The organism is Kribbella sp. NPDC048837 (assembly GCF_055586945.1).
In genome coordinates this window covers 41,037-66,199 of the sequence record NZ_JBVJHF010000009.1, presented here as the reverse complement: position 1 = coordinate 66,199, position 25,163 = coordinate 41,037, and the positions used below count along the sequence as shown (strand labels likewise).

The window sequence follows — 25,163 nt, the reverse complement described above, 5'->3', positions numbered from 1 at the left end:
ACCTAGATCGGAATGCCCGGGGTGCGCGGTGCCCTGAGGCTCCGGCGTTGCGCGACCGTCAGCCAGGCAGCGCCGGCGCAGAAGACGGCCGCGAACAGCCAGAAGTTGTCGGCCAAGCTCGGCGCCAGGAAATCGGCGAGGAGAAAGAGCGCGACCGCGGAGAAGAGCCCTACGATGGGCAGCTGTACGCCCAGAGCGAGGGTGGCTTCGATGGCCGGTGTAACGCGGCGGCGTTGCAGCCGCCAAGCGCAGGCGACGATCACGAGCAGGCCGCTGGAGGCCAGGATCAGCGCCAGGATCTCAGGCCCGCCCCCGCCCGCCGGCGCCCATCTGGTCTCCTGGGAGGCGCCCTTGGCCGTGATCTCGGTCATCCGGCCGCGCCAGATGGTCCCGGTCACCCGGTCGCCCTCGTCGAGTTGCTCCAGGACAGGGCCACTCCCGTTGAACCCCGTGTACCACCTGGCGCCGGACGCGCGGGTCAGGACCGCGCTGCGTTCGCCCTGCTGGTAGTCCTTGACGACGTGGACGTCGGACACGGTGAACTCCTCCGTCCACCGGCATTCAGCCGGTGTGGACGGAGCGGCCGAGCAGCGCGGAGCAGCCTCGTAGGCGTGGAGCTCGCGGAAGTTGTCCGGCGCCACCACGGTGGCGAGGTCGGTAGCACCACCTACCACGGCAACGCCGCCCAGGAGCGCTAAGAGTGTCGTCACGGTTCTATCGAGGATCCCCACGTCTTATCGACGGGGTCGACAGGGCATAGGTCAGGCCACGCCGGTGTGATGTGCGCGACACCCGGTGATCCACCACCCTCGAGTGCCTTCCCTAGCGCGCGTCGAACACCTTCGCGAGCAGGCTCATTGCCTCTCGGAGCAGGTCCGGCGGCATGACGAGCGGGGGCAGGAACCGCAGTACGTTGCCGTAGGTCCCCGCGGTCAGCACCACCATCCCCTCGGCGTGACACGCCTTCGCGATCTCCCCGGTCGCGACCGGATCCGGCTCCCCCGACGAGTTCACGAGCTCGATGGCGATCATCGCGCCGCGGCCGCGGACATCGCCGATCACCGGGTGCCGCGCGGCCAGGTCACGCAGCGCGGGCAGCATGATGTCGCCGATCTCCCGGGCCCGGGCCGGCAGGTCCTCGGTCTCGATGGTCGCGATCGCCGCCAGCGCGGCCGCGCACGCCACCGGGTTCCCGCCGTACGTCCCGCCGAGGCCGCTCACGTGCGGCGCGTCCATGATCTCGGCCCGCCCGGTGACGGCCGCCAGCGGGAGCCCGCCCGCGATCCCCTTCGCGAGCGTGATCAGGTCAGGTACGACGCCCTCGCGAGTACACGCGAACAGGTCGCCGGTCCGCCCGAACCCGGTCTGGATCTCGTCCGCGACGAACACCACCCCGTTGGCCCGGCACCACTCGGCAACAGCGGGCAGGAACCCGTCAGCCGGTACGACGAAGCCGCCCTCCCCGTGGATCGGTTCGATCACCACGCACGCCACGTTCGACGCACCGACGTACTTCTCGATCGCCGCCACCGACCGCGCCGCCGCCTCCGGCCCGCTCAGCCCGTCCCGGTACGGGTACGACGTCGGCACCCGGTACACCTCCGGCGCGAACGGCCCGAACCCGTCCTTGTACGGCATGTTCTTCGCCGTCATCGCCATCGTCAGGTTGGTCCGCCCGTGGTACCCGTGGTCGAACACCACCACCGCGTCCCGCTTGGTGTGCGCACGCGCGATCTTCACCGCGTTCTCCACCGCCTCGGCACCGGAGTTCAGCAGCACCGACCGCTTGTCGTGGTCGCCGGGCGTGATCCGGTTCAGCGCCTCGCACACCTCGAGGTAACCGTCGTACGGCGTGACCATGAAGCAGGTGTGGGTGAACCGGGCCACCTGCTCCTGGACCGCGCTCACCACCCGCGGGGCCGCGTTGCCGACGTTCACCACCGCGATCCCGGACCCGAGATCGATCAAGTGGTTGCCATCGGCATCCACCACGATCCCGCCGCCGGCCTCGGTGACGAACACCGGCAGGGTGATCCCGACCCCGCGCGCGACCGAGCGCCGTACCCGCCCCAGCAGTTCGACGGACCGCGGCCCGGGAATCTCCGTGACCAGCTTCCGTTCCTGCTCCACCGTCATCGTCCAGCTCCTAAGGATTCCGCGTCGCCCGAGAGTTTCTGAGCCAGCCAGACCGGGATCACCGAGAACACGATCAGCGCGGCCGCGACCACGTTGACGATCGGCGCCTGGTTCGGCCGGAACAGGTTGTTGAAGATCCAGATCGGCAGCGTCTGCTGGTTCGCCCCGGCGGTGAACGTGGTCACGATGATCTCGTCGAACGACAGCGCGAACGCGAGCAGTGCGCCGGCCAGCAACGCCGACCGGATCATCGGGAAGGTCACCAGCCGGAACGTCGTGAACCCGGACGCACCCAGATCCGCCGACGCCTGCTCCAGCTGTACCCCGGTCCGCCGCAACCGGGCGATCACGTTGTTGAACACGGTCACGATGCAGAACGTCGCGTGCGCGATCACGATCGTGACGAAGCCCAGCTCCCACCCGAACAGCGTCCGGAACGCGTTGTTCAGCGCGATCCCGGTGACGATGCCCGGCAGTGCGATCGGCAGGATCACCAGCAGCGACACCGTGTCCCGCCCGTAGAAGGCGAACCGCTGCAGCGCGAACGCGATCATCGTGCCGAGCACCAGCGCGATCACGGTCGCGGCCAGTCCCACCCGCACGCTCACCCAGAGCGCGTCCAGCGCACCCTGGCTCTCGGCCGCCCGGCGCCACCACTCCAGGGTGAAGTCCCGCGGCGGCCAGGCGAACGTCTTGTTCACATTGAACGAGTTCACCAGAACCAGCAGCAGCGGTACATAGATGAAGCCGAGAATCAGCGCGGTCAGCACCCGCAGCACGATCCGGGTCGATCGGGACAGCGTCATCACAGGCTCTCCATCGCTCCGGTCCGCCGGACCGCCGCCAGGTACCCGAGCATCACGACGACCGGGATCGTGGCGACCGCGGCCGCGAACGGCAGGTTGTTGGCGGCGCCCACGTTGTCATACACCACGTTGCCCAGCAACTGGTTGGTGCCACCGACGATCCGGACCGCGATGTAGTCACCCAGCGTCAGGCTGAAGGTGAAGATCGAGCCGGCCACCATCGCCGGCACGATCATCGGCATGATCACCCGCCGCATCGTCTGGGCGGTCCGCCCGCCGAGGTCGGCCGAGGCCTCGAGCAGCGAGTTCGGCAGCCGTTCGAGACCGGCGTAGATCGGCAGGATCATGTACGGCAGCCACAGGTACGCCAGCGTCACGATGGTCGCCGTCAGCCCGTACCCGGGTGACTTCAGCCCGACCGCCTCGAACGCCGAGGACACCAGCCCGCCCTCGGAGAACATCCCGCGCCACGCGTACGCCTTGACCAGGTAACTGGCCCACAACGGCATCAGCACCGCCACCAGCAGGAACCGGCGCAACCCCGGCCCGGCCACCTTCGCCATGTAGAGCGCGATCGGGAACGCGACCACCGCGTCGATCACGGTCACCAGCAGGGCGACCGCGATCGTCCGCAGTGCGATCGTGCGATACACCTCGACGGTGAACAGCGTCCGGAAGCTGTCCAGCGTCCACACCCGCTCGATCTGCCCGGTGAACCCGTTCTGCGTCCAGAGGGCGGTGACGAACAACGCCGCCAGCGCCCCCAGGTACGCAACCCCGAGCCACAACATCGGCGGCCCGAGCAACAGCCCCAACCGAGCCTTCGGGTGACGGTGCAGCGTGCTCATGGGCGTCGTCGCGGGGAAGCCTTGTCGGTCAGGGTGGGGAGGATCCGCGACCGCCTCCCCTCGGGGATCGGGGACTGTCGGTCCCGGCTGATTGGGTAGACGACATGTCCCGGTTCCGGCTGTACCCGACTCCCGCGCAGCACGCCGCGTTGCTGGATCAGTGCAGACATGCCCGGTACATGTGGAACCTGGCGCTTGAGCAGTGGTCGATGTGGACCCGCGACAAAGGAGCGACACCCGGGTACATCGAGCAAGCGCACCAATTGACGGAGGCACGAGCCACGTTCGACTGGCTGCGGGCCGGGTCGCAGACCGTCCAGCAGCAGGCACTGCGAGACTTCGACCAGGCCGTCAAGAACTTCTACCGCGGGACCCATCGGCGCCCGACCTGGCGCAGAGCCGGGCGGCGCGAAGGCTTCCGCATTGTCGGACCCCAGGCGTCTCGGGTGATGAAGCTGAATCGGAAATGGTCCGCGGTCAACATCCCCAAAGTCGGTTGGGTTCGATTCCGGCTGTCCCGCGCCATTGCCGACGCGAGGTCCTACCGTGCCACCTGCGACCAGGTCGGCCGCTGGCACATCGCGTTCGCTGTCATCCCGCCGTCGATCCCCGCCCCGGGTAAAGGTGAGGTGGTCGGCGTGGACCGCGGAGTGATCGTCTCGGCGGCGCTGTCCACCGGTGAACTCCTGACCTGTCCCGGTCTGTCGGAATGCGAGCAGCAACGGCTCGAGCAGTTGCAGCGCCGTCTTGCCCGGTGCCGACGTGGCTCCAACCGGCGCGCGCGGGTCAAGGCTGCAATCGCGAAGCTGCATACCCGCGCCGGAGACCGTCGCACGGACTGGGTGGAGAAGACCAGCACCGACCTCGCCCGGCGCTTCGACCTCATCCGCGTCGAAGACCTGCGCATCACCCAGATGACCAAGCGCCCCAGACCCAAACCCGACCCCCGACGAGCAGGTGCCTACCTGCCGAACCGGCGCCGCGCCAAAGCCGGACTCAATCGCGGCATCCTGGCCAACGGCTGGGGCGCGCTGGTACGTCGTCTGGACCACAAGGCGCTGGGTCGGGTCGAGCGGGTCAACCCTGCGTACACGTCGCAGACCTGTAGCGTCTGCGGGCATCGCGCACCGGAAAACCGCGAGAGCCAAGCGGTCTTCCGGTGCGTAGCCTGCGGACATCAGGCGCACGCCGACGTGAACGCAGCTGTCAACATCGCGGCCGGGCGGGCCGTCAGCGCACGCCGAGAGACGCCCGTACGGGTCTCGTTGAAGCGTGAACCTCAACTCGCTACCTCCGCGTAGTAGTTGGAATCTCCGTCCTGACGGCGGGGAGGACGTCAACCCTTGATCTGCGTCCAGGCTTGGGTCCACTTGCTGTAGTCGGTGCACTTGACGTCGGTGCGGCCGTCCAGGCACTGCTCGATGGGAGTGGTCCAGTACCAGATCTTCTCGGCGTACGCCGCGTCGCCCGCGTGGAACGTCGCGCAGTGGTTCTTGTCGGCCGTCTTCGCGCAGGCCTTGCCGTTGGCCGGCGACTCACCGAAGTACTCGGCCACGGCCGCGTTCGCCTCCGGGCTGATGATGTGGTTCATCCACAGGTACGCGCAGTTCTTGTTCTTCGACGTCGCGCTGACCATCCAGGTGTCGGACCAGCCGGTCACGCCCTCGGTCGGCACGGTCACCTGGACCGGTACCTTCTCGCCGGTCGCGACGTTCGCGATCACCTGCCAGGTGGTGCCGATCACCGAGTTGCCACTGGTGAACGCCTGCACCTCCTTCAGGTAGTCCGACCAGTACTCCGACACGAGCGTCTTCTGCGTCTTCAGCAGGTCGACCGTGGCCTGGAACTGCTTGTCGTCCAGGGCGTACGGGTTCTTGATGCCCAGGTCCGGCTTGGTCGCCATCAGGTACATCGCGGCGTCGGCGATGTAGATCGGCGAGTCGTACGCGGTCACGGCACCCTTGTACGGCGAGTTCGCGTCGAAGACCGCGCTCCACGAGGTCGGGGCCGGCTTCACCTTGTCGGTCCGCCACATCAGCAGATTCGCGCCGTACCCGTGCGGGACGCCGTACATCTGGCCGTTCACCGAGTTCCACGGGCGATTCTTCAGGAACGGGTAGATGTCGGCGTAGTTCGGGATCAGGTCGGTGTTCACCGGCTCGACGTTCCCGGCCGCGATCAGCCGCAGCGACGCGTCGCCGGAGGCCGACACCACGTCGTACTGCCCGGTCTTCATCAGCGTGACGGCCTCGTCGGAGGTGCCGAACGTCTTCACCGTCACCTGGCAGCCGGTCTGCTGCTCGAACGGCGTCACCCAGTCGACCTTCGGGTCGTTCGAGCCGTCCTCGGCGTACCCGGGCCAGGCCAGCACGCTGAGCTTGCCCTCCCCCGTCCCGAGCGTCTCGAGCTTCTTCAGGTCCGGTGGCGTGAACCCACTGGTCCCGGCCGCTCCGTCGCCGGAGTCCCCGGAATCGCCGCCGGACGTGCCACACGCGGTCGCGAGCAGCGCGAGCACTGCCACACTCGCCGCCACACTGAGTTTCTTCACGGAAACCTCCTCGGTTCGGGGCGGGAGTTGAAAGGAAGGAAGGAAAGCAGGGGTTCAGGCGGACGTTTCTATGGCTGACCGCCGATCGCGACGGTGTGTTCGCGGAGCCAGGTGAGCCGGACCCTGGCACCCCGGAGTTCGAGCTTGTCCTGCACCGAGCCGTGCAGGTTCTGCTGCAGGACGATGAGCGATCCACCGGCGTCCAGGTCGACCACGGACTGGGTGGCCGAGCCGAGGTACACCACCTCACGGACCACCCCGGTCGCCGTACACATCCCGGCCTCGGCGGGCTCGTCGCGCGGGTGCAGCTGGATCTTCTCCGGGCGCACGGTGTAGAGCCCGGCGGTGCCGAGGATCGCCGTCGCGACCTCACCCTCGATCAGGTTCGACGTGCCGACGAACCCGGCGACGAACGTGCTCGCCGGGTGCTCGTACAGCTCGGCCGGTGCGGCCAGCTGCTCGATCCGGCCGCCGTTGAACACGGCGATCCGGTCGCTCATCGTCAGCGCCTCTTCCTGGTCGTGGGTGACGAACACGAAGGTGATCCCGACATCGCGCTGCATCGCCTTCAGCTCGATCTGCATCTCGCGCCGGAGCTTCAGGTCGAGGGCGCCGAGCGGTTCGTCGAGCAACAGCACCTTGGGCCGGTTCACCAGTGCCCGGGCCAGCGCGACTCGTTGCCGCTGGCCACCGGACAGCTGGCTCGGCCGACGGTCGCCGTACCCCTCCAACCGGACTGTCCCGAGTGCTTCGACAGCCCTGGCACGGCGACTCCGCCGGTCGACCCCCTTGACCCGCAGCCCGTACTCGACGTTCTGCAGCACACTCATGTGCGGGAACAGCGCATAGTCCTGGAAGACGGTGTTCACGTCCCGCGCGTACGGCGCCTGGTCGGTGACGTCGACGCCGCCGAGCAGGATCCGGCCGGCCGTCGGCACCTCGAAGCCGGCGATCATCCGCAGCACCGTGGTCTTGCCGGAGCCCGACGGGCCGAGCATCGAGAAGAACTCGCCCTCGGCCAGGTCGAGATCGATCCCGTCGACCGCGGTCACGTCGCCGAAGGTCTTCCGCAACCCACGCAGGCTGACGGCCGTGGCGCCGGTCGCCACGGCCTCCACCTTCTCGTCGGTCGCCAACGCCCTCATCCGATCGCCGACATCACGTGCTTGACCCGCGTGTAGTCCTCGACGCCGTACAGCGACAGGTCCTTGCCGTGACCGGAGTGCTTGAAGCCACCGTGTGGCATCTCGGCCACGAGCGGGATGTGTGTGTTGATCCAGACGCAGCCGAAGTCGAGGGCCTTGGACATCCGCAGCGCGCGCGAGTGGTCGGCGGTGAACACGCTCGACGCCAGGCCGTAGCGCACGCCGTTGGCCATCCGCAGCGCCTCGTCCTCGTCGGTGAACGACTGCACGGTGATGACCGGGCCGAACACCTCGTCCTGGATCATCTCGTCGTCCTGCCGCAGGCCGGTGACGACGGTGGCGTCCAGGAAGTAGCCGTCGGCAAGGGTTCCGCCGGAGCGCTCGCCGCCGAGGACGATCGACCCGTGCTCGGGCATCCGGGCCAGGAACCCGCGGACGCGATCGAGCTGCAGGCTGCTGTTCAACGGCCCGAACAACGCGTCGGTGTCGTCGGCGAGCCCGGGCCGGGCGTTCGCGCGGGCCCAGTCGACCAGCGTCTGCACGAACTCGTCGTGGATGCTCGCGTCGACGAGCACCCGGCAGGCCGCCGTACAGTCCTGGCCGGCGTTGAAGTAGCCACCGATGCCGATGGCTTCGGCAGCCGCCGCGAGGTCCGCGTCGGCGAACACGACCGCCGGCGCCTTGCCACCCAGTTCGAGGTGCGTGCGCTTCAGGTCGAGAGCCGCCGTACTCGCGACCTCGGAGCCGGCCCGGGTCGAGCCGGTGATGCTGACCAGGCCGGGCGCGGGGTGCGCGACCACGGCCTGCCCGGTCGCGCGGTCACCACAGACGACGTTGAAGACACCGGCCGGCAGCACCTCGGACGCGATCTCCGCGAGCATCGCCGTGGACACCGGCGTGGTCTCGGCCGGCTTCAGGACGACGGTGTTGCCGGCGGCAAGGGCCGGGCCGAACTTCCAGACCGCCATCATCATCGGGTAGTTCCACGGCGTCACCTGACCGACGACGCCGATCGGCTCGCGGCGGATCCAGGACGTGTGGCCGGCCATGTACTCCCCGGCCGACTTCCCTTCGAGCAACCGCGCCGCACCGGCGAAGAAGCGCAGCTGGTCGACCATGACCGCGAGTTCCTCGGTCCGGGTCAGCTCCAGCGGCTTGCCGGTGTTCTGCGACTCCGCGGTGACGAGATCGTCCGCGCGGGCCTCGACCAGGTCCGCGAAGCGGAGCAGCGCGCGCTGCCGTTCGGCCGGGGTCGCGCCACCCCAACCGGGTGCGGCGGCGGTCGCGGCCTCGTACGCCGCATCCACGTCCTCGTCGCCGGACAGTGGCGCCGTCCCGAAGACCTTGCCGGTGGCCGGATCGATCAACTCGCTGGTGGCGCCGCTGAGCGCGTCGCTCGGTGTGCCGTTGATCAGGTTCCGGACTGTTCGCATCGCTCACTCCCGACGTGGAGGGACGGTCACCGTGTGGCCGTAAACATATGAAAACAGATGTTAAAGTTCAAGGCATCGGCGAGAATGTCCGGGATCTGTGCCGGAGTTGTGTCGTGAGGGTGGGTGAGACGGGATGGCGCTGCGGTTCTACGGCAGTGGCGCGGCGGCGGTGTTCGCACCGCTGGAGACGCTGAGCCGATCGGAACTGGTGGCGCGCCGGCTGACCGACGCGATCGCGCTCGGCCTGATCCCGGACTCCGAGCAACTCCCCGGCGAAGCCGACCTGGCCGGCATCTTCGGCGTCTCCACCACCACCATCCGCGAGGCGCTGTCGTCGCTGCGGCTGCGCGGCCTGATCCACACCCGGCGCGGTCGCGGCGGTGGCAGCTTCGTCCGCGCGCACGAGGAGATGTCGACCGCGATCGTCCGCGACCGGCTGGAGGAGCTGAGCCTGGCGCAACTGCGCGATCTCGGCGACCACTACAGCGCCATCGCCGGCACGGCGGCCCGGCTGGCGGCCGAGCGGGCCACCCCGGACGACGTCCAGCGGCTGACCGCGGTCTGCGACAGCCTCGAGCTCGCCAAGGGTCTCGGCGGTCGCCGCCGGGCCGACGCCCAGTTCCACATCGAGGTGGCCGCGACCGCGCAGTCCACCCGGCTCTACCGCGCCGAGGTGAGCCTGCAGGCCGAGGTGGGCACGCTGCTGTGGCTCGCGTTCGGCGACGACGAGAGCCACCGCGGGACCGTGCAGAGCTGCCGGGACGTGGTTGCGGCGATCGAACGCACCGACGGCGACGCGGCCCGTGCGGCCGCCGAAGAACGCGTCGCAGACTCGACGGCACGGCTGATCGACCTCAGACTGACTTTGGAGGTCCCATGAGTACGGACGAAGTCGCCACCCTCACGCTCGACGCCGGCCTGGAGGCCGTTCTCGACCTGGTCGAGTCGGTGGTCGGGGAAGCGTTCGGTCTGGCGGAAGAGGTCGCGAGCCGGGTCACCGAGGTGTTCGCCGGTCAGGCCGATGTCCGCCGCGGTGACCTGACCGGCGTCGCCACCGTCGTCCACCCCGCGCTGACCGATCCGGACGGCCGGATCCAGGGAGCGGGGTTCGTCGCCGCCGTCGAGGCGCTGGCCGACTCCCGCTGGTGGCTCGAGTGGTTCATGCTCAGCAACGGCTCGGCCGAGCGGCTCCTGGTCGACACCGATCCGCGCGGGGAGAACTTCTACGACTACGAGTCCCTGCCCTGGTACGACGTACCCCGCACGACCGGGCGACGGCACATCACCGGGCCGTACGTCGACTACCTCTGCACCGACGACTACACGTTGACGTTCACCGTGCCGGTCCTGGCCGGGGAACGGTTCGTCGGCGTGGCCGGTGCGGACGTCCGGGTGTTCACCTTCGAGAAGGCGGTGCTGCCGTGCCTGCGGGCCACCCGCCGTACCGTTGCCATCGTCAACGATCAGGGCCGGGTCGTGCTCAGCAACAGCGCCCGCCACGTGAGCGGGACGCTGCTGCGGTCGCCGTCCCCGTCGTACCGGATCGACGACCTGCCGCTGTCGCTGGTGGACCTCAGCTAGGTAGGTAGGTGTCCAGGTAGGGGTTGCGGAACTTGCCGGTCGGGTCGTACTTCGCGGCCAGCGCGATGAAGTCGGGCACCTTCGGGTAGCGCTCCCGGAGTGTCGCGGCGTCTGCGGCGAACACCTTCCCCCAGTGCGGCCGAACGTCGAGCGGGGCGAGGGCCGCCTCAAGCGCGGCGACGACCGGCCGGACCGCCGCCTCGTCCTGGATCCAGGTGAAGTGCAGGGCGACGGTGTCGCGGCCCTGGCTCGGGCTCAGCCAGAGGTCGTCGGCGGCGATCGTCCGCACCTCGGAGACCTGGATGACCGGCGCGAACTGGTTGCCCAGGGCCCGTAGTACGTCGAATGCCTCGGGCGCCCGCTCGCGGGCGACGAAGTACTCCGACTGCAGCTCGTCGCCGTTGCTCGGGGTGAACTCGAGCCGGAAGTGCGGCAGCCGCTCGTTCCACGGGCCGGGCAGGCCGCCCTGCTGGGTGGCGTAGTCCGCCGGCATCGTCTTGATCGGGTGCCGCGGGCCGTCGGCAACCTTCGCCCCGAGCCAGGTGGGTTCGATCGGCTCGTGACCCCGCTGCTTGCGCCACACCATCACGTCCGGGTCGACCCAGTCGGTGAAGGCGCTGACGCTGTACGCACTGCCCATCACCGCGGTCAAGTCCGTCCCGAGCCGCTCCACCGGCAGGCCGTCGTACACGACCTGGCTGACCTGGTACGACGGCTGGACGTCGAGCGTCAGGCTCACGGTCACGCCGAGCGCGCCGAGCGAGATCACCGAGCCGGCGAAGTCCGCGTCGTCCCGGGTGAGCGTGACGAGCTCACCGCGCGCATCCACGAACGTGATCGCGTTGACCGCGTCCGCGAGCGGGCCGTTGGTGTCGCCGGACCCGTGCGTTCCGGTCGAGCACGCTCCGGCCACCGAGATGTGCGGCAACGATCCGAGGTTGTGCAACGCGAGTCCTTGAGCCTGCAGAGCCGCGGTGACCTCGCCGTACCGCAGACCGGCCGAGACGGTCACCCCGCGCTCGCCGACCTCGATCACCTGCGGCAGATCGGCCACGCTGACCAGCACACCGGCGCTGTCCGCGATCCGGTTGAACGAGTGCCCGGTGCCCAGCACGCGGACTTTCTCGCTGCCGGCCACGAGCTCCTGCACTTCCGCGACCGAGCGCGGCCTTTCGAGTGCGCTGGAGAAGCTGACGTTCCCCGCCCAGTTCGTGACATTTGTCATGGAGTGCACCTTCCTCGCGCGCCGGTCCCGGCACGACTCTCGCACATCCTCGATGGTGGGAGATCGACGGTCTTACCCATTGGAGAGGAACTGAGTTGCGCCCCACACTGTCCCGCCGCCGGGTCGTCATCTACAGCACCTCCTACGGCCGCGACAAGCTCAGCAACCTGTACGTCGTCCGCCGCGGGCAGCCGGACCTGGACAAGGCATCGATCTCGTCACTGACCAGCCTGGTGTGAGCCGATCGGGCGCCATCAGATGGTTTGATGGCGCCCGATGCTCATCTCGTTCGGAATCGCCGGGTTCTGGCTCCTCGTCTTCGCCGTCAGCTTCGGACGGGACCGGCGGCTGTTCAAGAACGCCGTCTTCCTGGTGCTGACGCTGATGTTCGCCGGCCTCGGGGTGATCTTCGCGCTCGAGGCCGTCAACCGGACCGCGGCCAAGCTGCTGGTGGTGGCGATCCTGGTGGCCATCCCGTTGGCGATCGCCGTCCTGGCCGTGTTCCTGGTGGTCAACGGCGTCACGATGCTGCGCCGCGAGGGGCGGCGGCCGGCCAACCTGCTGTCGCTGCTCGCCGGGCTCGGGATCATCGGGTTCGTCGTCTTCGGCGTGGCGGTGCAGAAGATCGGCTGGGAGCCGCTCGCGGCGGTGCGGTCGGTGCTGATCGGCGTACTGACCTACATCTCGTTCCTGTTCGTCTGCTTCCTCGCCTACGCGTTCGTCTACAGCCGGGTCCGCTCGTCCCGCAAGGTCGACTTCGTCGTCGTGCTCGGCTCCGGCCTGCGCGGCTCGCGGGTCCCGCCGCTGCTCGCCAGCCGGCTGGATCGCGGGAAGCAGGTGTACGACCGGGCGATCAGGAAGGGCCGGTCACCGCTGATCATCACGTCCGGCGGCCAGGGCCCGGACGAGGACATCCCCGAGTCGCACGCGATGGCGTCGTACCTGATCGAGCGCGGTGTGCCCGCGGATCGGGTGCTGCGCGAGGACAAGTCGACGAGCACGTGGGAGAACCTGACCTTCAGCCGGGAGCTGATGGTCGCGCGGCAGCCGAAGTACCGCTGCCTGATCGTGACGAACAACTTCCACGCCTTCCGGGCCGCGCTCACCGCGCGGAAGGCCAAGGTCAACGGCCAGGTGGTCGGCTCCCCGACGGCGGCGTACTACTGGCCGACGGCAACGATCCGCGAGTTCGTCGCGATCCTGTTCAGCCACAAGTATCTGAACGGCGGCATCTGCCTGCTGATCGCGGCCGGCGCCATCCTGCAGCACGTCTAGCGCAGCATGAGGACGGCGGCGGTCACGCCGGCCACCACGATCAGGACGCGCAGCAACGTCGGCGGCAGCCGCCGGCCGATGTGCGCACCGGCGTAGCCGCCGACGACCGACCCGACGGCGAGCAGACCGGCCGCGGTCAGGTCGAGATCCGCGATGAAGACGAAGATCACGCTCGCGACCAGGTTCGCGGCCAGCAGGGCCAGCGTCTTGAGCGCGTTGACGACTTTGAGCTCCAGGTCGAGGCCGAGCCCGAGCACCGCCATCATCATCACGCCGGCGCCCGCGCCGAAGTAGCCGCCGTACACCCCGGTGAGCGCCGCGAAGAAGGTCGTCGCCGGGGTCATCGTCGCCCGCGTTCCGTGCGGGTGCGCGTGCCGGGAGCGCAGCCGGCGTGAGATCCACGGCTGGACGCCGACGATCAGGCAGGTGAAGAGGATCAGCCAGGGCGCCGCGGCCGCGAACACCCCGGGCGGCAGGGCCAGCAGCAGCGCCGCACCACCGATCGCGCCGATCGCACAGGTCAGCACGACCGCGATCGTGGTCGGCCGCGACACCTCGCGGAGCTCACGGCGGTAGCCGAATGAGCCGCTCAGCGCACCCGGCAGCAGCCCGATCGTGTTCGACGCGTTGGCGACCACCGGCGGGATGCCGAGCGCGATCAGCGCCGGAAAGCTGACCAGGGACGCGACGCCGACGGTCGAGGTGAGTACTCCCGCGGCCAACCCGGCGGCGACGACGGCCAAGTGCTCCGGCCCCGTCACGCGTCCCTCACCAGTGGTTTCATCTACCGGTGATTATCTCACCGGCCGGTGACGCAGTCCGTGGCCCCCTTCCCCCAGCCGTGGTTGGAGGGCCCGGGACCTTGGTATCGGCCCCGGATTCAGCGTGGCAGGCTTCGGCCGATCCGGGCCAGCGGGGACAGGCTCAGGCACAGCGGGGACAGGAACAGTCCCGCGGTGGCGATCACGAGTGCCGTGCGGATACCGAACAGGCCGGCCGCGGCACCGCCGAGCAGCGCGCCGAACGGCGTCAGCCCGAGGCCGAGGAAGTTGATGGTGGCAACGACTCGACCCTGGATCGGGAGCGGTGTGATCGCCTGCCGGATCGAGGTCACCACGATATCGACGCATTGACTGAACAGGCCGTACAGAACGTTGACGACGATCAACGCGGCAACGGTGGCCGAGCCCGATCCGTCGAGCAGAGAGGCGGAGAGCATGACGAGGTCGGAGACGAGGGCGGCGAGCACCAGCACGCGGCCGTAGCCGAAGCGTCCGGGGAGCCAGCTGGACAGCAGCGAGCCGATCAGCACGCCCGGCCCGAAGGCCGCCAGCACCAGACCGACGGCGGCACCCGGCAGGTCCAATGCGCGGGTCAGGAAGAGCAGGTAGATGGTGGTCAACGCGGTGAAGAAGAACTGGTAGATACAGGTCGCCGTCGCGATCGCCCGCAGAGCCCGTCGCGAACCACGACCCGCAACCCGTCGGCCAACTGCCGGCGCAACCCGGTCGGCGAGCCCGATGATGCGGTCGCGTCCGAGGCAGGCTGTCCGAGGCGCCGGATGCGGCCGACGGACACCGCGGACACCAGGTAGCACGCAGCGCTCGCGAGGACCGCGGTCGGGGCGGTCAGCAGCGAGACGAGCGCGCCGCCGAGCGCCGGGCCGCAGATCTGCGCGGCCGAGCGGGTGGTCTCCAGCATGCTGTTGCCTTGGGCAAGCTGATCGCGATCGACCAGCCGCGGCAGGCAGGCCATGGAGGCGACGTCGAAGCAGACCGTGAAGACGCCGGCCACGAACCCCACGGCGTACAGGAACGGCAGGCCGAGCATCCAGCCGAGCGGGATCGTCGCCAGCACGAGCGCCCGCCCGAGGTCGGCGTACACCATCATGGTCCGCGACCGCCACCGATCGACGAGCACACCGACGAACAGCGAGAAGATCAGGATCGGGAGTTGCTGCACGGCCCGGAGTACGCCGAGTTGCGCGGCGCTGGCACCGAGTGCGGTCACCGCCACCAGTGGCAACGTCACCTGGCTGGCAAAGGATGCCAGTTGGGATGCGCTCTGGCCGAGCCAGAGCCGGAGAAAGTCACGATCGGCCCACAGACCGGGCACGCGAGAAGACAGCGGCACGAAGAGGTCCTTCGAGTCAGCCCGGGCGCGCCGAACGCACCAGGGCAGGGGGAACCGTGCCGCTTACACCGAAAGCAGCACGCGATGACGATTCAGGTCAGCGCGTGCTCGATCTACCGGGCATGTCCCAACTCCTCGAAAGTCGACTCGCAGCGTACCCGTCAGCGGACCTTGACCGCAGCGGCTTTTCCCTTGCGGAGGTTGCGGCCGTCGGTGACCTCGACGTGGTAGGCGAGGGTCTGGCGGCTGGTCAGGCCGGTGTCACTGAAGCTGATGGTGGTCGGCGTCGTCCAGGGGTAGGAATAGCGCGACCAGGTCCCGACCCGGGTTTCGCCCCGGTAGAGCGCGTAGGTCAGCGCGGTGTTGTCCGTGTCGACCACCGTGGTGAAGCTGACCGTCACCTTGTTGACGCGACTGCTTGCCACCTTCGGCGCGGCCGGCACGGCCGGTGCCGCACCACCCGGCGCATTGGTGAATCGGGTGAGGCCCTGCTGCGGTACGCCGTTCACCGCGGTGAAATCGCCGCCCGCCCACAGGTCGTTGCCGCCGGACGCGAACGCCAGCGGACCGACCAGGGTCTCGCCACCCGCGTCGGTGTTCGGGAACCAGGGACCCAACTTGCCGGTGGCCGTGCTCAGCACCAGCAGGTGGTGCATGCCGGTGTTGTCGCCGAAGCCGCCGTCGTTGCTGCAGTCGTGGGCGTGCGAACCCTTGTAGAGCCAGTTGCCGAGCGCCTTGATCGCCTCGGTCGCGCCCAGGCAGTTGTTCTGCCACAGCAGCTTGCCGGTGGTCGCGTCGGCCGCCAGTACACCGTCGTAGCAGCCGATGCCGGAGCCGGCGTTGGCCACGAAGACCTTGTTGCCCTGCACCTCGATGTCCTTGACCCGGCTGTCGCAGTCGGGCGTCTCCTCCGGGATCGCCGCCGCGGCGGGCATCGAGAAGGCGGCGCCGGTGGTGGTGTTCACCATCGCCAGCGCGTGGTGCGCCGTACCCTTCAGCGTCGTGAACCCACCGCCGAGGAAGACGCGGGTCCCGTCCTCGGACAGCTCGATCGCGTGCACGTCGTCGTCCGCGTCCGGGTTCCACGGCAGGACGGCGCCGGTGCTCAGGGTCACCGCGGCGAGCCGGTTCCGAGTGACCTTGCCGACCCGGCCGAACGAACCGCCCAGGTAGACGGTGTTGCCGGAGATCCGCAGCGCCGCCACCCGGTAGTTGACCGCCGGCGCCCACCCGTCCACCAGGTTGCCGGTGGCAACACTGAGCAGTGCGACGTGCTGGCGGGCCTTGCCGTTCACCGCGGTGAAGTCGCCGCCGATCGCGACCCACTTGCCGTCCGGCGAGGTGGCGATGCTCCAGACCGGCCCGTTCACCGTCGGCGCGAACCGCGTCGGCACACCGGTGGTGCGGTTGAAGGCGGCGAGGTACTTCCGGGCCGCGTCCCCCTCACCCAGCGCCTTGCCCGGCGGCCGGACCCGGGTGAACAGCCCGCCGGCGAACACCGTGTTCCCGGTCACCGCGAGCGCGTTCACACTGGCGTTGGTCTGCCAGGTCGTCTGGTCGACCGCGGACAACGACGACGCGAACCCCGTCGGAGTCCGGCTCGCCTGGCCACCTGTCGCCGCGACCACCGGCCGGCCGGACGGAACCAGGGCCGCGGCCACCACGGCCGCAGCGGTGACGACGGCCAGAACTGCCTTCTTCATGGAGAGCCCCCGAGGTGATGACTGCGTGCCACCACACGATAACTGTCCGCTCAACGCACGCCGGCAGCGGATCGCCCTTGCGGGTCTTTAATTAGTCGGCTAAGTTTTCTTCTTAGCCGACTAACTATGACACGAGGAGCGGTTCATGGAACTGGGGCTGCGGAATGCGGCGGTGCTGGTGACCGGCGGGTCGTCCGGCATCGGGCGGGCCACCGCGGTCGCGTACGGCCGTGAGGGGGCCCGGGTCGCGATCACCTACAACTCCCGCAAGGACGCGGCCGAGACGGTCGCGGCGGAGATCGAGGCGGCCGGCGGTACGGCGTACGTCGTGCCGATGGATCTGAACGAGCCGGAGACGATCGCGGCCGCGGTCACGTCGACGGTCGACCGGTGGGGCGGACTCGACGCAGTGGTCGGGAACGCGGTCAACTGGGGCAACCTCGGGTTCGGCGACCGGCCCGAGAACATCGAGGACGCGAAGCCGGAGTGGTGGATCCCTGTCCTGCGGGCCAACCTCGAGGGGAACTTCCACCTCGTGCAGCAGGTCGCGCCGGCGCTGCGGCGCTCGGAGCACGGACGCCTCGTCCTGCTGTCGACGGATGTGGCCGTCCGCCCGCTGCCCGGATCCTGGCCGTACGGCGCGGCGAAGGCCGGTCTGCACGGGTTCGTCACCGCACTGCAGCACGACCTCGGCCGGGACGGCGTCCTGGTCAACATCGTGATGCCGGGAATCACCCTGGAGAACGGCGAGCACCGGGTCATCCCGAAGCCGGCGCTCGACCGGATCGCGGCCGGGTTCAGCGCCCGCAAGCTGCCGGACACCACCGATGTGGCCGACGCGATCCTCTTCCTCACCTCGCCCCGGACCACCGCGATCCAGGGCGAGATCCTGCGGGTGACCGGCGGCCAGTTGCTGGCCGGGTGACCCACCGGAGGTGCGCAATCGCGGTCTGACAGCGGCAACGCTTGTACCGTGGGCCTAGGACACCTGGCGAAGGAGCGTCGCGATGGCCCGGGCACTGATCGTGGTGGATGTGCAGAACGACTTCTGCGAGGGCGGAAGCCTGGCCGTCCGGGGTGGAGCCGATGTCGCCTTCCGGATCGGCGAGCTGCTGCACAAGTGGCACGAGGCCGAGCCGGCCGACCGGCAGTACGAGTACGTCGTGGCCACCCGGGACCATCACATCGACCCGGGTGACCACTTCTCGATCGAACCCGACTACGAGCACTCCTGGCCGCGGCACTGCGTCGCCGGCACCGACGGTGTCAGCTTCCACCCGAACCTGGACCCGCAGCCGTTCGACGCGATCTTCGACAAGGGCGAGTACGCGGCCGCCTACTCGGGCTTCGAGGGCAAGTCCCACGAGGGTGGCCGCGACCTGGCCGACTGGCTGCGGGACAAGGGCGTCACCGACGTCGACGTGTGCGGGATCGCCACCGACTACTGCGTCCGCGCGACCGCCCTCGACGCCCGCCAGGAAGGCTTCGACACGACGGTCCTCACCGCGCTGACCGCGGGAGTCGCCCGGGGCAGCACCGAGCAGGCCCTGGTCGACCTCCGCGCGGCCGGCGTCAAGCTCACCTGACCGGCGCTCCTGGTCCGAGCGGGATCCCGAGCGCCCACCAGGCGAGGAACAGCAGCGTCCACGCGACCGTCATCGCGATCGCCAGCGGCACCGTGTACGACGCCAGCGTGCCGACGCCGGCGTCCTTGCGATAACGCTGCAGGAACCCGAGGGCCATCACGAAGTACGGACTCATCGGCGTGATCGCGGTCGACCCCGAGTCGGCGATCCGGAACAACGCCTGCGTGGTCTCGGCCGGCACGCTGAGCAGCAGCATCATCGGCACCAGGATCGGCGCGGTCAGCGACCACATCGCCGAGCCGCTGGTCACCAGCACGTTGATCAGCGTCAGCAGCACCAGGATGCCGAGGAAGATCACCACCTTCGGCGCGCCGAGATCGCCGAGCACCCGGGCCGACTCCGCCGACAGCAGATCACCGAGGTTGCTCCAGTCGAAGTACGCGAGGAACTGCGCGATCGCGAAGAACAGCACCAGCACCGGCGCCATCTGTTTGATGCCCTCGGCCATCAGCTTCGGTACGTCGGCGGCCCGCTCGATCGCCTTCACGGTGACGCCGTACGTGATGCCGACCAGGCCGAACAGGACCGCGACCACCATCGCGATCCCGTCCAGGAACGGGGACTCGACGATACTGCCGTTCTCACCGCGCAGCGGCGAGTTGTGCGGCACCAGGACGGCGACGATGGCGGCGGCCGCGAGCAGGAAGACGATCCCCGCCCGGCGCAGACCGTTGCGCTCGGCAACGGATACCGTCAACTGGTCCGGATCGTCGCCGGGCGCGTCCGGGTCGGCGTCGAGGTCGGTCCGCCGGCTCAGCACCAGCCGCGTCACCAGGGTGATCACCAGCGCCAGCAGGACCGAGGACGCGATGTTGAAGAACCAGTTCGACAACGGCGAGATGTAGGCATCCGGATCCACGGTCCGCGCGGCCGCGGTGGTGATGCCGGCGAAGATCGCGTCGTTCGGGGTCGGGATCGGGCTGGCGTCGTACCCGGAGGCGATCGCGGTGTACGCGACCACGATGCCGAGGATCGGCGACCGTCCGACCGCGCGGAACGCGAGCCCGCCGAGCGGCACCAGGATGATGTACGCCCCCGCCGACGCGACATGCGCCATCGTGCCGGCGAACGCGACCGCGAACACCACCATCGACTGCGGCACCCGGGACACGCTGACCCGCATCAGCGCCTGCAGGAACCCGGTCCGCTCGGCCAGCGCGACCCCCATGATCACGACCACGATCGTCGCCATCGGCGGGAACTCGGCGAAGTTCGAGATCGCCGTCGACACCGCCATTCGCAGCCCGTCACCGGACAGCAGGTTCTGCACCGCGACCGTCTTGCCGTCCTTCGGCGAGACCACCGAGACGCCGAACCCGGCCAGGACCGCGCTGACCACGGCGAGGATCGCGGACAGGATCCAGAACAGCCAGAACGGATGCGGTAGCGCGTTGCCGGCCCGCTCGATCACCGCCATCGCCCGGACCAGGCGCGGCAGCGCCCTCGTGTCGGTCGCCGTACTCATGACAGTTTGTGGGCTCGGAAGAAGGCGCCGATCAGCTCGTGCGCCTCGAACGTCTGGGTGACGTAGCCCGGCCCGGACGACGCATCCGACCCCGGCCAGCTGTGCCCGCCGTCCGTGACCGCGACGTGCACGACATCGGCCTTGCAGCCCTTGTAGGTGAACTTGAGTACGTCGTCGCCCAGCTGCGTCGCCTTCGGCGCCGGATCGCAGTGGTCGCGGACCGACCAGTCGCGGACCCAGGTCTGCACACTCGGCAGGTCACGCTGACCGTCGCCGCCGTACGGGATGGTGGTGTCGCCGGTGCCGTGGATGTCGAGGACCGGGACCGGGCGGCTCGGCGCCGGCGCCGTTGGACTTGCCGGTCGCGTAGACCGCGTCGGTGTCGACGCAGAGCATGCTCTCGAGGTGGTCCAGCAGGTCGGCGGTGAACTTGACGTCGTCGACCCCCTTCGCCGAGTACGGCGCGCCCTGCCAGGCCTGCTTGTCCTCGTCCCCGATCACACCGTTGGGGTAGGCAACGATCGCGTCGAGCTTCGACAGATCGGAGAACGCCTCGGTCTGGGCGCCGGTCTTGCCGCGACCGTGGAAGGTGAGGATCAGCGGGTAGGGCTTGGCGGAGTTGTACTTGTCCGGCACGTGCAGGCGGTAGGTCCGGGTGAGGCCGCCGACTGCTTGCCGACCACAACCAGTACTCCGGGACGCCGTCGCGGCAGTTGCCTGAGGCAACGTAGTGGCGGCGGTCACCAGGCCGGCCGCGACCAGCAGCGCCGCGACCACGCGGGCGGGCGATTTCGGGCGTGCGAGATTCATCGGGGTGCCTCCTGGGGCAAACTGCCTGCGGGCGGGCAGGCTCACGCCTGGACCTCCCTGAGCGGGGTCCAGTGAGTCGGTGCGCTGGGTCAGGCCGACAGCAGTTCGTCGGCGAAGGCGGCTATCCGGTCGGCGGCGGTCTCGACCAGGAGACGGCCGTCCTCGGCGGTGGCGGGGCGGGGGTCACCCAGCACGCCACGCTTGTGGTACGCGTCGAACCCGACGGACAGGCGCGGGCCGCGCGCCTGCCGGGACAGCCGGGCCGGTGTGGTCAGTTCGTCGAGCGTGGTCGCTCCCGGCTCCAGGCGATCGGCCTGGACGAGCTCGGGAGCCAGGTACAGCATCTGCGCGGTCTCCGCCTCACCGGCGTGACCGTGCACCGCACTGACATCGGTGATCAGGTCCGACACGACGGACGTGACCGGAGTCCACGCGAAGGTGAGGTCGCTGCGGACGTACTCCTGCGCGAGCACGGACAGGGCGGCGTTGTTCCCTCCGTGCCCGGTGATGACCAGGAACTGCCGCCAGCCGTGCTCGTGCAGGCTGCCGATCACGTCCCGGACGACGCTCATGAACGTTGCCGGAGCCAACGACACGGTCCCGGCGAAGGCGAGGTGGTGCGGGGAGACGCCGTACGGGACGACCGGCGCGACGACGGCCCGGCCGGCCAGCCGCTCCGCGACCCGCTCGGCCACCCCGACCGCGCGCACGGTGTCGGTGGACATCGCCATCCCGCCGCCGTGCTGCTCCTGCGCCCCCACGGGCACGATCACCAGCGGCGCGGTCCGCACGGCCTCGAGCGCCTCGTCCGTTGTCATCTCCGCCAGTTTCCGGAGACTTCTGGCCACCTGGTGACGGCTTCTTTCCGGAGAGATCGTCATGACCAGTCCGGGGCGGATTCGGCCGCGCGGCGGATGTTGTCGAGGTGTTCGCGGGTGAGGCGCTCGGCCCGCTCCGGGTCCTGCGTTCTCACCGCCTCCACGATCGCTTGGTGCTCCTCGTGGTCACGCTCGCGATTGTCGTAGAGCGCCCGGATCTGCTGCTGCTCACGGACGCGCACCTTCAGCAAGGACGCCAGTACCTCTTGGAGCAGGGGATTGCCGGAGGCGGCGGCGAGCTCGACGTGGAAGTTCAGTGCGAACGTCGGCCCGCCCGGCGGGATCAGCGCGTTCGTCACGGCCGCCTCGAGCCGCTCCAGGTTCTCCGCCTGGCGGGCGGCCGCGGACTGCGCGGCGATGGCCGGCTCGATGACCAGACGAGCACTGATCAACTGCAGCACCGACTCCTTGGTGATCGGGGGGCCGATGCGGGTTCGCAAGTACGACGTTGTTGATCGTCGGGCCAACGTACGTCCCCGAGCCGTGCCGGAACTCCACCGCCCCCGTCGCCTGTGCTTGGCGCCAGACAGCTCACCAAGCGCGCGCTGCACCGCGTGGGCCTCTGGTCCCGTCACCACGGTCCGGCTCACCAACCGCACGCAGCCCCGACCGCGATGCAGTCGAAGGCGGCAGCCGCACACCGCCGGCGGCAGCCTGGCACGGGTGCCGCCGGCGGTGAGCCGGGGGGTGGGTGGGCGCGCGCGTAGCGGGTGCGACGCAGGAGCGAGCGCGGGAGCACGCGTGGGCAGACCACCCCCGGCGGGGTTCAGCTCGTCACGACGATGGGCGTGCCGTTGGAGGTGAGGGACCAGTCGGTGGTGTGGAAGGTGGTGGGGTCTACGGTGCCGGTGGCGGTGACGTAGTCGATCATCAGTTGGCGGATCTCGACCTGGCGGTTGTAGACGACGGGCGCGGTCTTGACGTGCGGGAAGTTGCCGCCGCCGGACTGGCGGTAGTTGTTCACCGCGACCACGAACTCCTGGTCGGCCGCCACCGGGGCGCCGTCGTACGCGAGGTTGGTGATCCGCGCCCCGGGCGCCTTGGCGATGTCGATCGTGTAGGTGAGCGGCTTGGTGAGGCCGCCCATGACGTCGTAGTTGTAGTCCGGGGTCCCGAGCGGCGCGGTCGGGGTCGGGGCGTTGGTGACCTGGTCGGACGGGAACGGCCCGGTGCCGGTCACCTGCTTGTAGTACTGCGCGGAGAACTCGAGGTAGTCCTTGATCTGCGCGCCCGTCATCGTCACGCCGAGCAGCGTGTTGTCGAAGATGTACAGCCCGGCGACGTCGCGGATCGACACGTCCCCGGCCGGGATCGCGGCGGCGCGGTTGAACGGTGCCGCGATCGCGAGCACCGGCAGTGTGGCTTGCGGCGTACCGACCAGGGCCTTCGACACCGCATCGGCCTGGATGAAGTTGACGAAGTCGAGTGCGGCGGTGTCCTCCCACGGCGCGGTCGCCGCGGACATCGCCTCGGTGCAAGTGCCGATCTTCGAGTTGACGTACTCGACGACCTTGTCGTGGTCCTTCTGCAGCACCGCGACGACCTTCGGGTCGGCGTCGACCGTGTTCGCGTTCAGCACCTGACCGTGCCGGCCGACGACCGTCCAGCGGCCGCGGACCTTCTGCAGGTCCAGGTCGATCAGCGACAGCCGCATGCCCCACTTCAGCGGCTCGCTCAGCACGACCTGCTCACCGCTGGCCGTGTTCGTCACCAGCCGCTCGGGGATCTCCAGGTGCGCGTGCCCGACGAGTACGGCGTCGATGCCGGGGACCGTCTCGGCCATCAGGGCCGACGCGTTCTCGGGCACCGGCAGGGCGTCGCCGTACGACGAGGACAGGTCCATGCCCGAGTGGGCGGACACGATCACCACGTCGGCGCCGGCCCGTCGGACCCGCGGGACCCAGATCTTGGCGAGCTCGACGATCCCGCCGAACTTGATCTTGTTCTCGACGTTCGCCTTGTCCCAGATCGCGATGCCCGGGTTGGTCAGGCCGAGGATGCCGACGGTGATCGGCTTCTCGCCCGGGACGTGCACCCGCTTCAGCACGTACGGCGGGAACACCGGCAGGCCCGTGGTCCAGTCCTGGGCGTTGGCCCCGAGCAGCGGGAACCGCAGCTGCCGCTGGAACTTGCGCAGGATGTCGAGGCCGTAGTTGAACTCGTGGTTGCCCAGCGCGGCGGCGTCGTACCCGATCTGATTCATCGCGGCGGCCATCGGGTGGGTGTGCCCACCGGTGATCGGCTCGATCTTGGCGAAGTAGTAGGCCAGCGGGGTGCCCTGGATGGTGTCGCCGGCGTCGAGCAGCAGCGGGCGCGGGGCGCGCCGGTCGGCGGCGATCCGGTCCCGGACCGCGGTGACCAGGGTGGAGATCTTGGCCAGGCCGATGTCGTTGTGCGCGGTGTCGTCGTACTCGGCGTTCTTGAAGTAGTCCCAGTTGAAGACGTTGCCGTGCAGGTCGGTGGTACCCATCACGGTCAGGCGGACCGTCTTGTCACCGTGCCCCTGACCGGCGTACGCCGGGACCGCCTCGAAACCGGCCGCGGCCAGCGCCGCGGCGCCGCCGATCACTGTCCGTCGCGTCATCGTCGTCCGCTCACCGCTGTTCGTCATGCGTCCGCCTCACCGGTCGTCGTGGCCGGGGTCTCCGGCGCAGGGGCCCACGATACGGGCGACACGTCCCACCCGGTGCCCGGATGGCCCGGGTGGCGCGAGAAGATGCTCGTCATGACCAAGCCGCCCGGCAAGCTCCTGCCGTTGGTCGCCGCCCTCCTCTGCGGTGCCGTTCTCGCCCAAGCCGCCCAGCCCTCCGACCGTTCCGTGACCAGTGCCGCGCCCGCGGTCGAGATGTCCTCGGAGCACGGACCGCTCAGTACGCCGGTCACCCGCAAACAAGGCACCTCGTCCGCGGCGCGGAAGCCGCGGCGCCCGACACAGCCGCAGCACCCCGCGGTGCACGCCACGACCGCGCCGGACGACTGGAATCTCACCGGGCACGGCAAGGTGCTCTACCTGACCTTCGACGACGGCCCGCAGCCCGAGTGGACGCCGAAGATCCTGCAGGTGCTGCGCAAGCACAACGCGCACGCCACGTTCTTCGTGCTCGGCATCCAGGTGGCGCAGTTCCCGGAACTGCTCACCCTCGAACGGGCCGCCGGTCATCGCGTCGGCAACCACACGTGGGACCACAAGACGCTGACGCATCTCCCGGACGCGAAGATGCGGCAGGAGATCGCCTCCGGGGTGAAATCGAAGTGCCTCCGCCCGCCGACCGGGGCCACGAACGCCAAGGTCGAGGCGACCGCGGCGGCCCTGCACCAGCGGCAGGTGCTGTGGGACGTCGACACCGAGGACTGGACCAAGCCGGGTGCCGCCAAGATCGAGCACGCGATCCTGGCCGGCGCCAGGCCGGGCGCGATCATCCTGATGCACGACGGCGGCGGCAACCGCTCCGAGACCGTCGCGGCCCTCGACCGGGCCCTCACCACACTCACCAAGCAGGGTTACACCTACCAGTCGCTGCCCTGCTGATC

Annotated in this window: 26 protein-coding genes; 8 read left to right on the top strand and 18 right to left on the bottom strand. The window is 69.4% G+C overall.

Going from position 1 to position 25,163, the window contains the following annotated elements:
- Positions 1-2 precede the first annotated feature (2 nt).
- The 4 genes from ACZ6O0_RS34960 to ACZ6O0_RS34945 form a co-directional block, all read right to left on the bottom strand.
- Positions 3-710 carry a hypothetical protein gene (locus tag ACZ6O0_RS34960; RefSeq protein WP_465769320.1) on the bottom strand — a complete coding sequence of 236 codons (708 nt, stop codon included), beginning with the start codon at positions 708-710 and terminating at the stop codon, positions 3-5.
- A gap of 112 nt (positions 711-822) precedes the next feature.
- Positions 823-2,136, bottom strand: a complete 1,314-nt coding sequence (gene gabT / locus ACZ6O0_RS34955) for a 4-aminobutyrate--2-oxoglutarate transaminase (RefSeq protein WP_465769319.1) — start codon at positions 2,134-2,136, stop codon at positions 823-825.
- The gene (locus ACZ6O0_RS34950) at positions 2,133-2,942 is read right to left on the bottom strand and encodes an ABC transporter permease (RefSeq protein WP_465769318.1); all 810 of its coding nucleotides are present in this window, start codon (positions 2,940-2,942) and stop codon (positions 2,133-2,135) included. Before ACZ6O0_RS34950 ends, gabT begins: the two co-directional genes overlap by 4 nt.
- Positions 2,942-3,790: an ABC transporter permease gene (locus ACZ6O0_RS34945; RefSeq protein WP_465769317.1), complete on the bottom strand. Its 849-nt coding sequence runs from the start codon at positions 3,788-3,790 to the stop codon at positions 2,942-2,944. Before ACZ6O0_RS34945 ends, ACZ6O0_RS34950 begins: the two co-directional genes overlap by 1 nt.
- Positions 3,791-3,894: 104 nt before the next feature.
- On the opposite strand from ACZ6O0_RS34945, the gene ACZ6O0_RS34940 reads away from it, so the two are divergent.
- A complete protein-coding gene (locus ACZ6O0_RS34940) occupies positions 3,895-5,091 on the top strand; it encodes an RNA-guided endonuclease InsQ/TnpB family protein (RefSeq protein WP_465769316.1) in 1,197 nt (398 codons plus the stop codon).
- A gap of 35 nt (positions 5,092-5,126) precedes the next feature.
- On the opposite strand, the gene ACZ6O0_RS34935 is transcribed toward ACZ6O0_RS34940, so the two are convergent.
- From ACZ6O0_RS34935 to ACZ6O0_RS34925, 3 genes are all read right to left on the bottom strand, one after another.
- Positions 5,127-6,338: an ABC transporter substrate-binding protein gene (locus tag ACZ6O0_RS34935; RefSeq protein WP_465769315.1), complete on the bottom strand. Its 1,212-nt coding sequence runs from the start codon at positions 6,336-6,338 to the stop codon at positions 5,127-5,129.
- A gap of 68 nt (positions 6,339-6,406) precedes the next feature.
- Complete coding sequence (locus ACZ6O0_RS34930) at positions 6,407-7,483, bottom strand: ABC transporter ATP-binding protein (RefSeq protein WP_465769314.1); 1,077 nt, start codon at positions 7,481-7,483, stop codon at positions 6,407-6,409.
- Positions 7,480-8,916 (bottom strand): aminobutyraldehyde dehydrogenase, encoded by a 1,437-nt coding sequence (locus ACZ6O0_RS34925; protein ID WP_465769313.1) that lies wholly within the window; start codon positions 8,914-8,916, stop codon positions 7,480-7,482. Before ACZ6O0_RS34925 ends, ACZ6O0_RS34930 begins: the two co-directional genes overlap by 4 nt.
- A gap of 133 nt (positions 8,917-9,049) precedes the next feature.
- On the opposite strand from ACZ6O0_RS34925, the gene ACZ6O0_RS34920 reads away from it, so the two are divergent.
- Together ACZ6O0_RS34920 and ACZ6O0_RS34915 are read left to right on the top strand one after the other, a co-directional pair.
- Positions 9,050-9,796: a FadR/GntR family transcriptional regulator gene (locus tag ACZ6O0_RS34920; RefSeq protein ID WP_465769312.1), complete on the top strand. Its 747-nt coding sequence runs from the start codon at positions 9,050-9,052 to the stop codon at positions 9,794-9,796.
- On the top strand, positions 9,793-10,497 hold the full coding sequence (locus ACZ6O0_RS34915) for a cache domain-containing protein (RefSeq protein ID WP_465769311.1): 705 nt from the start codon (positions 9,793-9,795) through the stop codon (positions 10,495-10,497). Before ACZ6O0_RS34920 ends, ACZ6O0_RS34915 begins: the two co-directional genes overlap by 4 nt.
- Here ACZ6O0_RS34915 and ACZ6O0_RS34910 read toward each other — a convergent pair.
- Entirely contained in the window at positions 10,490-11,722 is a 1,233-nt protein-coding gene (locus ACZ6O0_RS34910) for a D-arabinono-1,4-lactone oxidase (RefSeq protein ID WP_465769310.1), read from the bottom strand. The two genes, ACZ6O0_RS34915 and ACZ6O0_RS34910, sit on opposite strands and share 8 nt — an antisense overlap.
- A gap of 95 nt (positions 11,723-11,817) precedes the next feature.
- On the opposite strand from ACZ6O0_RS34910, the gene ACZ6O0_RS34905 reads away from it, so the two are divergent.
- Both ACZ6O0_RS34905 and ACZ6O0_RS34900 read left to right on the top strand, forming a co-directional pair.
- Positions 11,818-11,961, top strand: a complete 144-nt coding sequence (locus tag ACZ6O0_RS34905) for a hypothetical protein (protein ID WP_465769309.1) — start codon at positions 11,818-11,820, stop codon at positions 11,959-11,961.
- A 37-nt stretch (positions 11,962-11,998) separates the two neighbouring features.
- Entirely contained in the window at positions 11,999-12,997 is a 999-nt protein-coding gene (locus tag ACZ6O0_RS34900) for a YdcF family protein (protein WP_465769308.1), read from the top strand.
- Here ACZ6O0_RS34900 and ACZ6O0_RS34895 read toward each other — a convergent pair.
- The 4 genes from ACZ6O0_RS34895 to ACZ6O0_RS34880 all read right to left on the bottom strand — a co-directional run bounded on the left by ACZ6O0_RS34895 (position 12,994) and on the right by ACZ6O0_RS34880 (position 16,833).
- Entirely contained in the window at positions 12,994-13,758 is a 765-nt protein-coding gene (locus tag ACZ6O0_RS34895) for a sulfite exporter TauE/SafE family protein (RefSeq protein WP_465769307.1), read from the bottom strand. The genes ACZ6O0_RS34900 and ACZ6O0_RS34895 overlap by 4 nt on opposite strands.
- 119 nt (positions 13,759-13,877) lie before the next feature.
- Positions 13,878-14,399: an MFS transporter gene (locus tag ACZ6O0_RS34890; protein WP_465769306.1), complete on the bottom strand. Its 522-nt coding sequence runs from the start codon at positions 14,397-14,399 to the stop codon at positions 13,878-13,880.
- A complete protein-coding gene (locus ACZ6O0_RS34885; RefSeq protein ID WP_465769305.1) occupies positions 14,396-15,130 on the bottom strand; it encodes an MFS transporter in 735 nt (244 codons plus the stop codon). Before ACZ6O0_RS34885 ends, ACZ6O0_RS34890 begins: the two co-directional genes overlap by 4 nt.
- Before the next feature lie 161 nt (positions 15,131-15,291).
- The gene (locus tag ACZ6O0_RS34880) at positions 15,292-16,833 is read right to left on the bottom strand and encodes a WD40 repeat domain-containing protein (RefSeq protein ID WP_465769304.1); all 1,542 of its coding nucleotides are present in this window, start codon (positions 16,831-16,833) and stop codon (positions 15,292-15,294) included.
- A gap of 145 nt (positions 16,834-16,978) precedes the next feature.
- Between ACZ6O0_RS34880 and ACZ6O0_RS34875 the strand changes: the two genes are divergently transcribed.
- Positions 16,979-17,758 carry an SDR family NAD(P)-dependent oxidoreductase gene (locus ACZ6O0_RS34875; RefSeq protein ID WP_465769303.1) on the top strand — a complete coding sequence of 260 codons (780 nt, stop codon included), beginning with the start codon at positions 16,979-16,981 and terminating at the stop codon, positions 17,756-17,758.
- 82 nt (positions 17,759-17,840) lie between these two features.
- On the top strand, positions 17,841-18,419 hold the full coding sequence (locus ACZ6O0_RS34870; protein WP_465769302.1) for an isochorismatase family protein: 579 nt from the start codon (positions 17,841-17,843) through the stop codon (positions 18,417-18,419).
- Here the strand turns inward: ACZ6O0_RS34870 and ACZ6O0_RS34865 are convergent.
- The 6 genes from ACZ6O0_RS34865 to ACZ6O0_RS34840 all read right to left on the bottom strand — a co-directional run bounded on the left by ACZ6O0_RS34865 (position 18,412) and on the right by ACZ6O0_RS34840 (position 24,243).
- The gene (locus ACZ6O0_RS34865) at positions 18,412-19,944 is read right to left on the bottom strand and encodes an AbgT family transporter (protein WP_465769301.1); all 1,533 of its coding nucleotides are present in this window, start codon (positions 19,942-19,944) and stop codon (positions 18,412-18,414) included. The two genes, ACZ6O0_RS34870 and ACZ6O0_RS34865, sit on opposite strands and share 8 nt — an antisense overlap.
- On the bottom strand, positions 19,941-20,192 hold the full coding sequence (locus ACZ6O0_RS34860) for a hypothetical protein (RefSeq protein ID WP_465769300.1): 252 nt from the start codon (positions 20,190-20,192) through the stop codon (positions 19,941-19,943). Before ACZ6O0_RS34860 ends, ACZ6O0_RS34865 begins: the two co-directional genes overlap by 4 nt.
- A 10-nt stretch (positions 20,193-20,202) precedes the next feature.
- On the bottom strand, positions 20,203-20,754 hold the full coding sequence (locus tag ACZ6O0_RS34855) for a CE1 family esterase (protein WP_465769299.1): 552 nt from the start codon (positions 20,752-20,754) through the stop codon (positions 20,203-20,205).
- Positions 20,755-20,843: 89 nt separating this feature from the next.
- On the bottom strand, positions 20,844-21,572 hold the full coding sequence (locus ACZ6O0_RS34850; RefSeq protein ID WP_465769298.1) for a creatininase family protein: 729 nt from the start codon (positions 21,570-21,572) through the stop codon (positions 20,844-20,846).
- 59 nt (positions 21,573-21,631) lie between these two features.
- Entirely contained in the window at positions 21,632-22,033 is a 402-nt protein-coding gene (locus ACZ6O0_RS34845; RefSeq protein WP_465769297.1) for a FadR/GntR family transcriptional regulator, read from the bottom strand.
- A 365-nt stretch (positions 22,034-22,398) separates the two neighbouring features.
- Positions 22,399-24,243, bottom strand: coding sequence for a bifunctional metallophosphatase/5'-nucleotidase (locus ACZ6O0_RS34840; RefSeq protein ID WP_465769296.1), 1,845 nt, complete (start codon positions 24,241-24,243; stop codon positions 22,399-22,401).
- 114 nt (positions 24,244-24,357) lie between these two features.
- Between ACZ6O0_RS34840 and ACZ6O0_RS34835 the strand changes: the two genes are divergently transcribed.
- Positions 24,358-25,161, top strand: coding sequence for a polysaccharide deacetylase family protein (locus ACZ6O0_RS34835; RefSeq protein WP_465769295.1), 804 nt, complete (start codon positions 24,358-24,360; stop codon positions 25,159-25,161).
- The last annotated feature ends 2 nt before the right edge of the window (positions 25,162-25,163 follow it).

Bases quoted from the DNA above. Each gene is read 5' to 3' on its own strand.
- ACZ6O0_RS34940 (WP_465769316.1), top strand. From the start codon at position 3,895: ATGTCCCGGTTCCGGCTGTACCCGACTCCCGCGCAGCACGCCGCGTTG.
- ACZ6O0_RS34915 (WP_465769311.1), top strand. From the start codon at position 9,793: ATGAGTACGGACGAAGTCGCCACCCTCACGCTCGACGCCGGCCTGGAG.
- gabT (WP_465769319.1), bottom strand. From the start codon at position 2,136: ATGACGGTGGAGCAGGAACGGAAGCTGGTCACGGAGATTCCCGGGCCG.
- ACZ6O0_RS34835 (WP_465769295.1), top strand. From the start codon at position 24,358: ATGACCAAGCCGCCCGGCAAGCTCCTGCCGTTGGTCGCCGCCCTCCTC.
- ACZ6O0_RS34945 (WP_465769317.1), bottom strand. From the start codon at position 3,790: ATGAGCACGCTGCACCGTCACCCGAAGGCTCGGTTGGGGCTGTTGCTC.
- ACZ6O0_RS34950 (WP_465769318.1), bottom strand. From the start codon at position 2,942: ATGACGCTGTCCCGATCGACCCGGATCGTGCTGCGGGTGCTGACCGCG.
- ACZ6O0_RS34930 (WP_465769314.1), bottom strand. From the start codon at position 7,483: ATGAGGGCGTTGGCGACCGACGAGAAGGTGGAGGCCGTGGCGACCGGC.
- ACZ6O0_RS34840 (WP_465769296.1), bottom strand. From the start codon at position 24,243: ATGACGAACAGCGGTGAGCGGACGACGATGACGCGACGGACAGTGATC.
- ACZ6O0_RS34865 (WP_465769301.1), bottom strand. From the start codon at position 19,944: ATGAGTACGGCGACCGACACGAGGGCGCTGCCGCGCCTGGTCCGGGCG.
- ACZ6O0_RS34920 (WP_465769312.1), top strand. From the start codon at position 9,050: ATGGCGCTGCGGTTCTACGGCAGTGGCGCGGCGGCGGTGTTCGCACCG.
- ACZ6O0_RS34855 (WP_465769299.1), bottom strand. From the start codon at position 20,754: ATGAATCTCGCACGCCCGAAATCGCCCGCCCGCGTGGTCGCGGCGCTG.
- ACZ6O0_RS34875 (WP_465769303.1), top strand. From the start codon at position 16,979: ATGGAACTGGGGCTGCGGAATGCGGCGGTGCTGGTGACCGGCGGGTCG.
- ACZ6O0_RS34880 (WP_465769304.1), bottom strand. From the start codon at position 16,833: ATGAAGAAGGCAGTTCTGGCCGTCGTCACCGCTGCGGCCGTGGTGGCC.
- ACZ6O0_RS34850 (WP_465769298.1), bottom strand. From the start codon at position 21,572: ATGACAACGGACGAGGCGCTCGAGGCCGTGCGGACCGCGCCGCTGGTG.
- ACZ6O0_RS34870 (WP_465769302.1), top strand. From the start codon at position 17,841: ATGGCCCGGGCACTGATCGTGGTGGATGTGCAGAACGACTTCTGCGAG.
- ACZ6O0_RS34910 (WP_465769310.1), bottom strand. From the start codon at position 11,722: ATGACAAATGTCACGAACTGGGCGGGGAACGTCAGCTTCTCCAGCGCA.
- ACZ6O0_RS34925 (WP_465769313.1), bottom strand. From the start codon at position 8,916: ATGCGAACAGTCCGGAACCTGATCAACGGCACACCGAGCGACGCGCTC.
- ACZ6O0_RS34900 (WP_465769308.1), top strand. From the start codon at position 11,999: ATGCTCATCTCGTTCGGAATCGCCGGGTTCTGGCTCCTCGTCTTCGCC.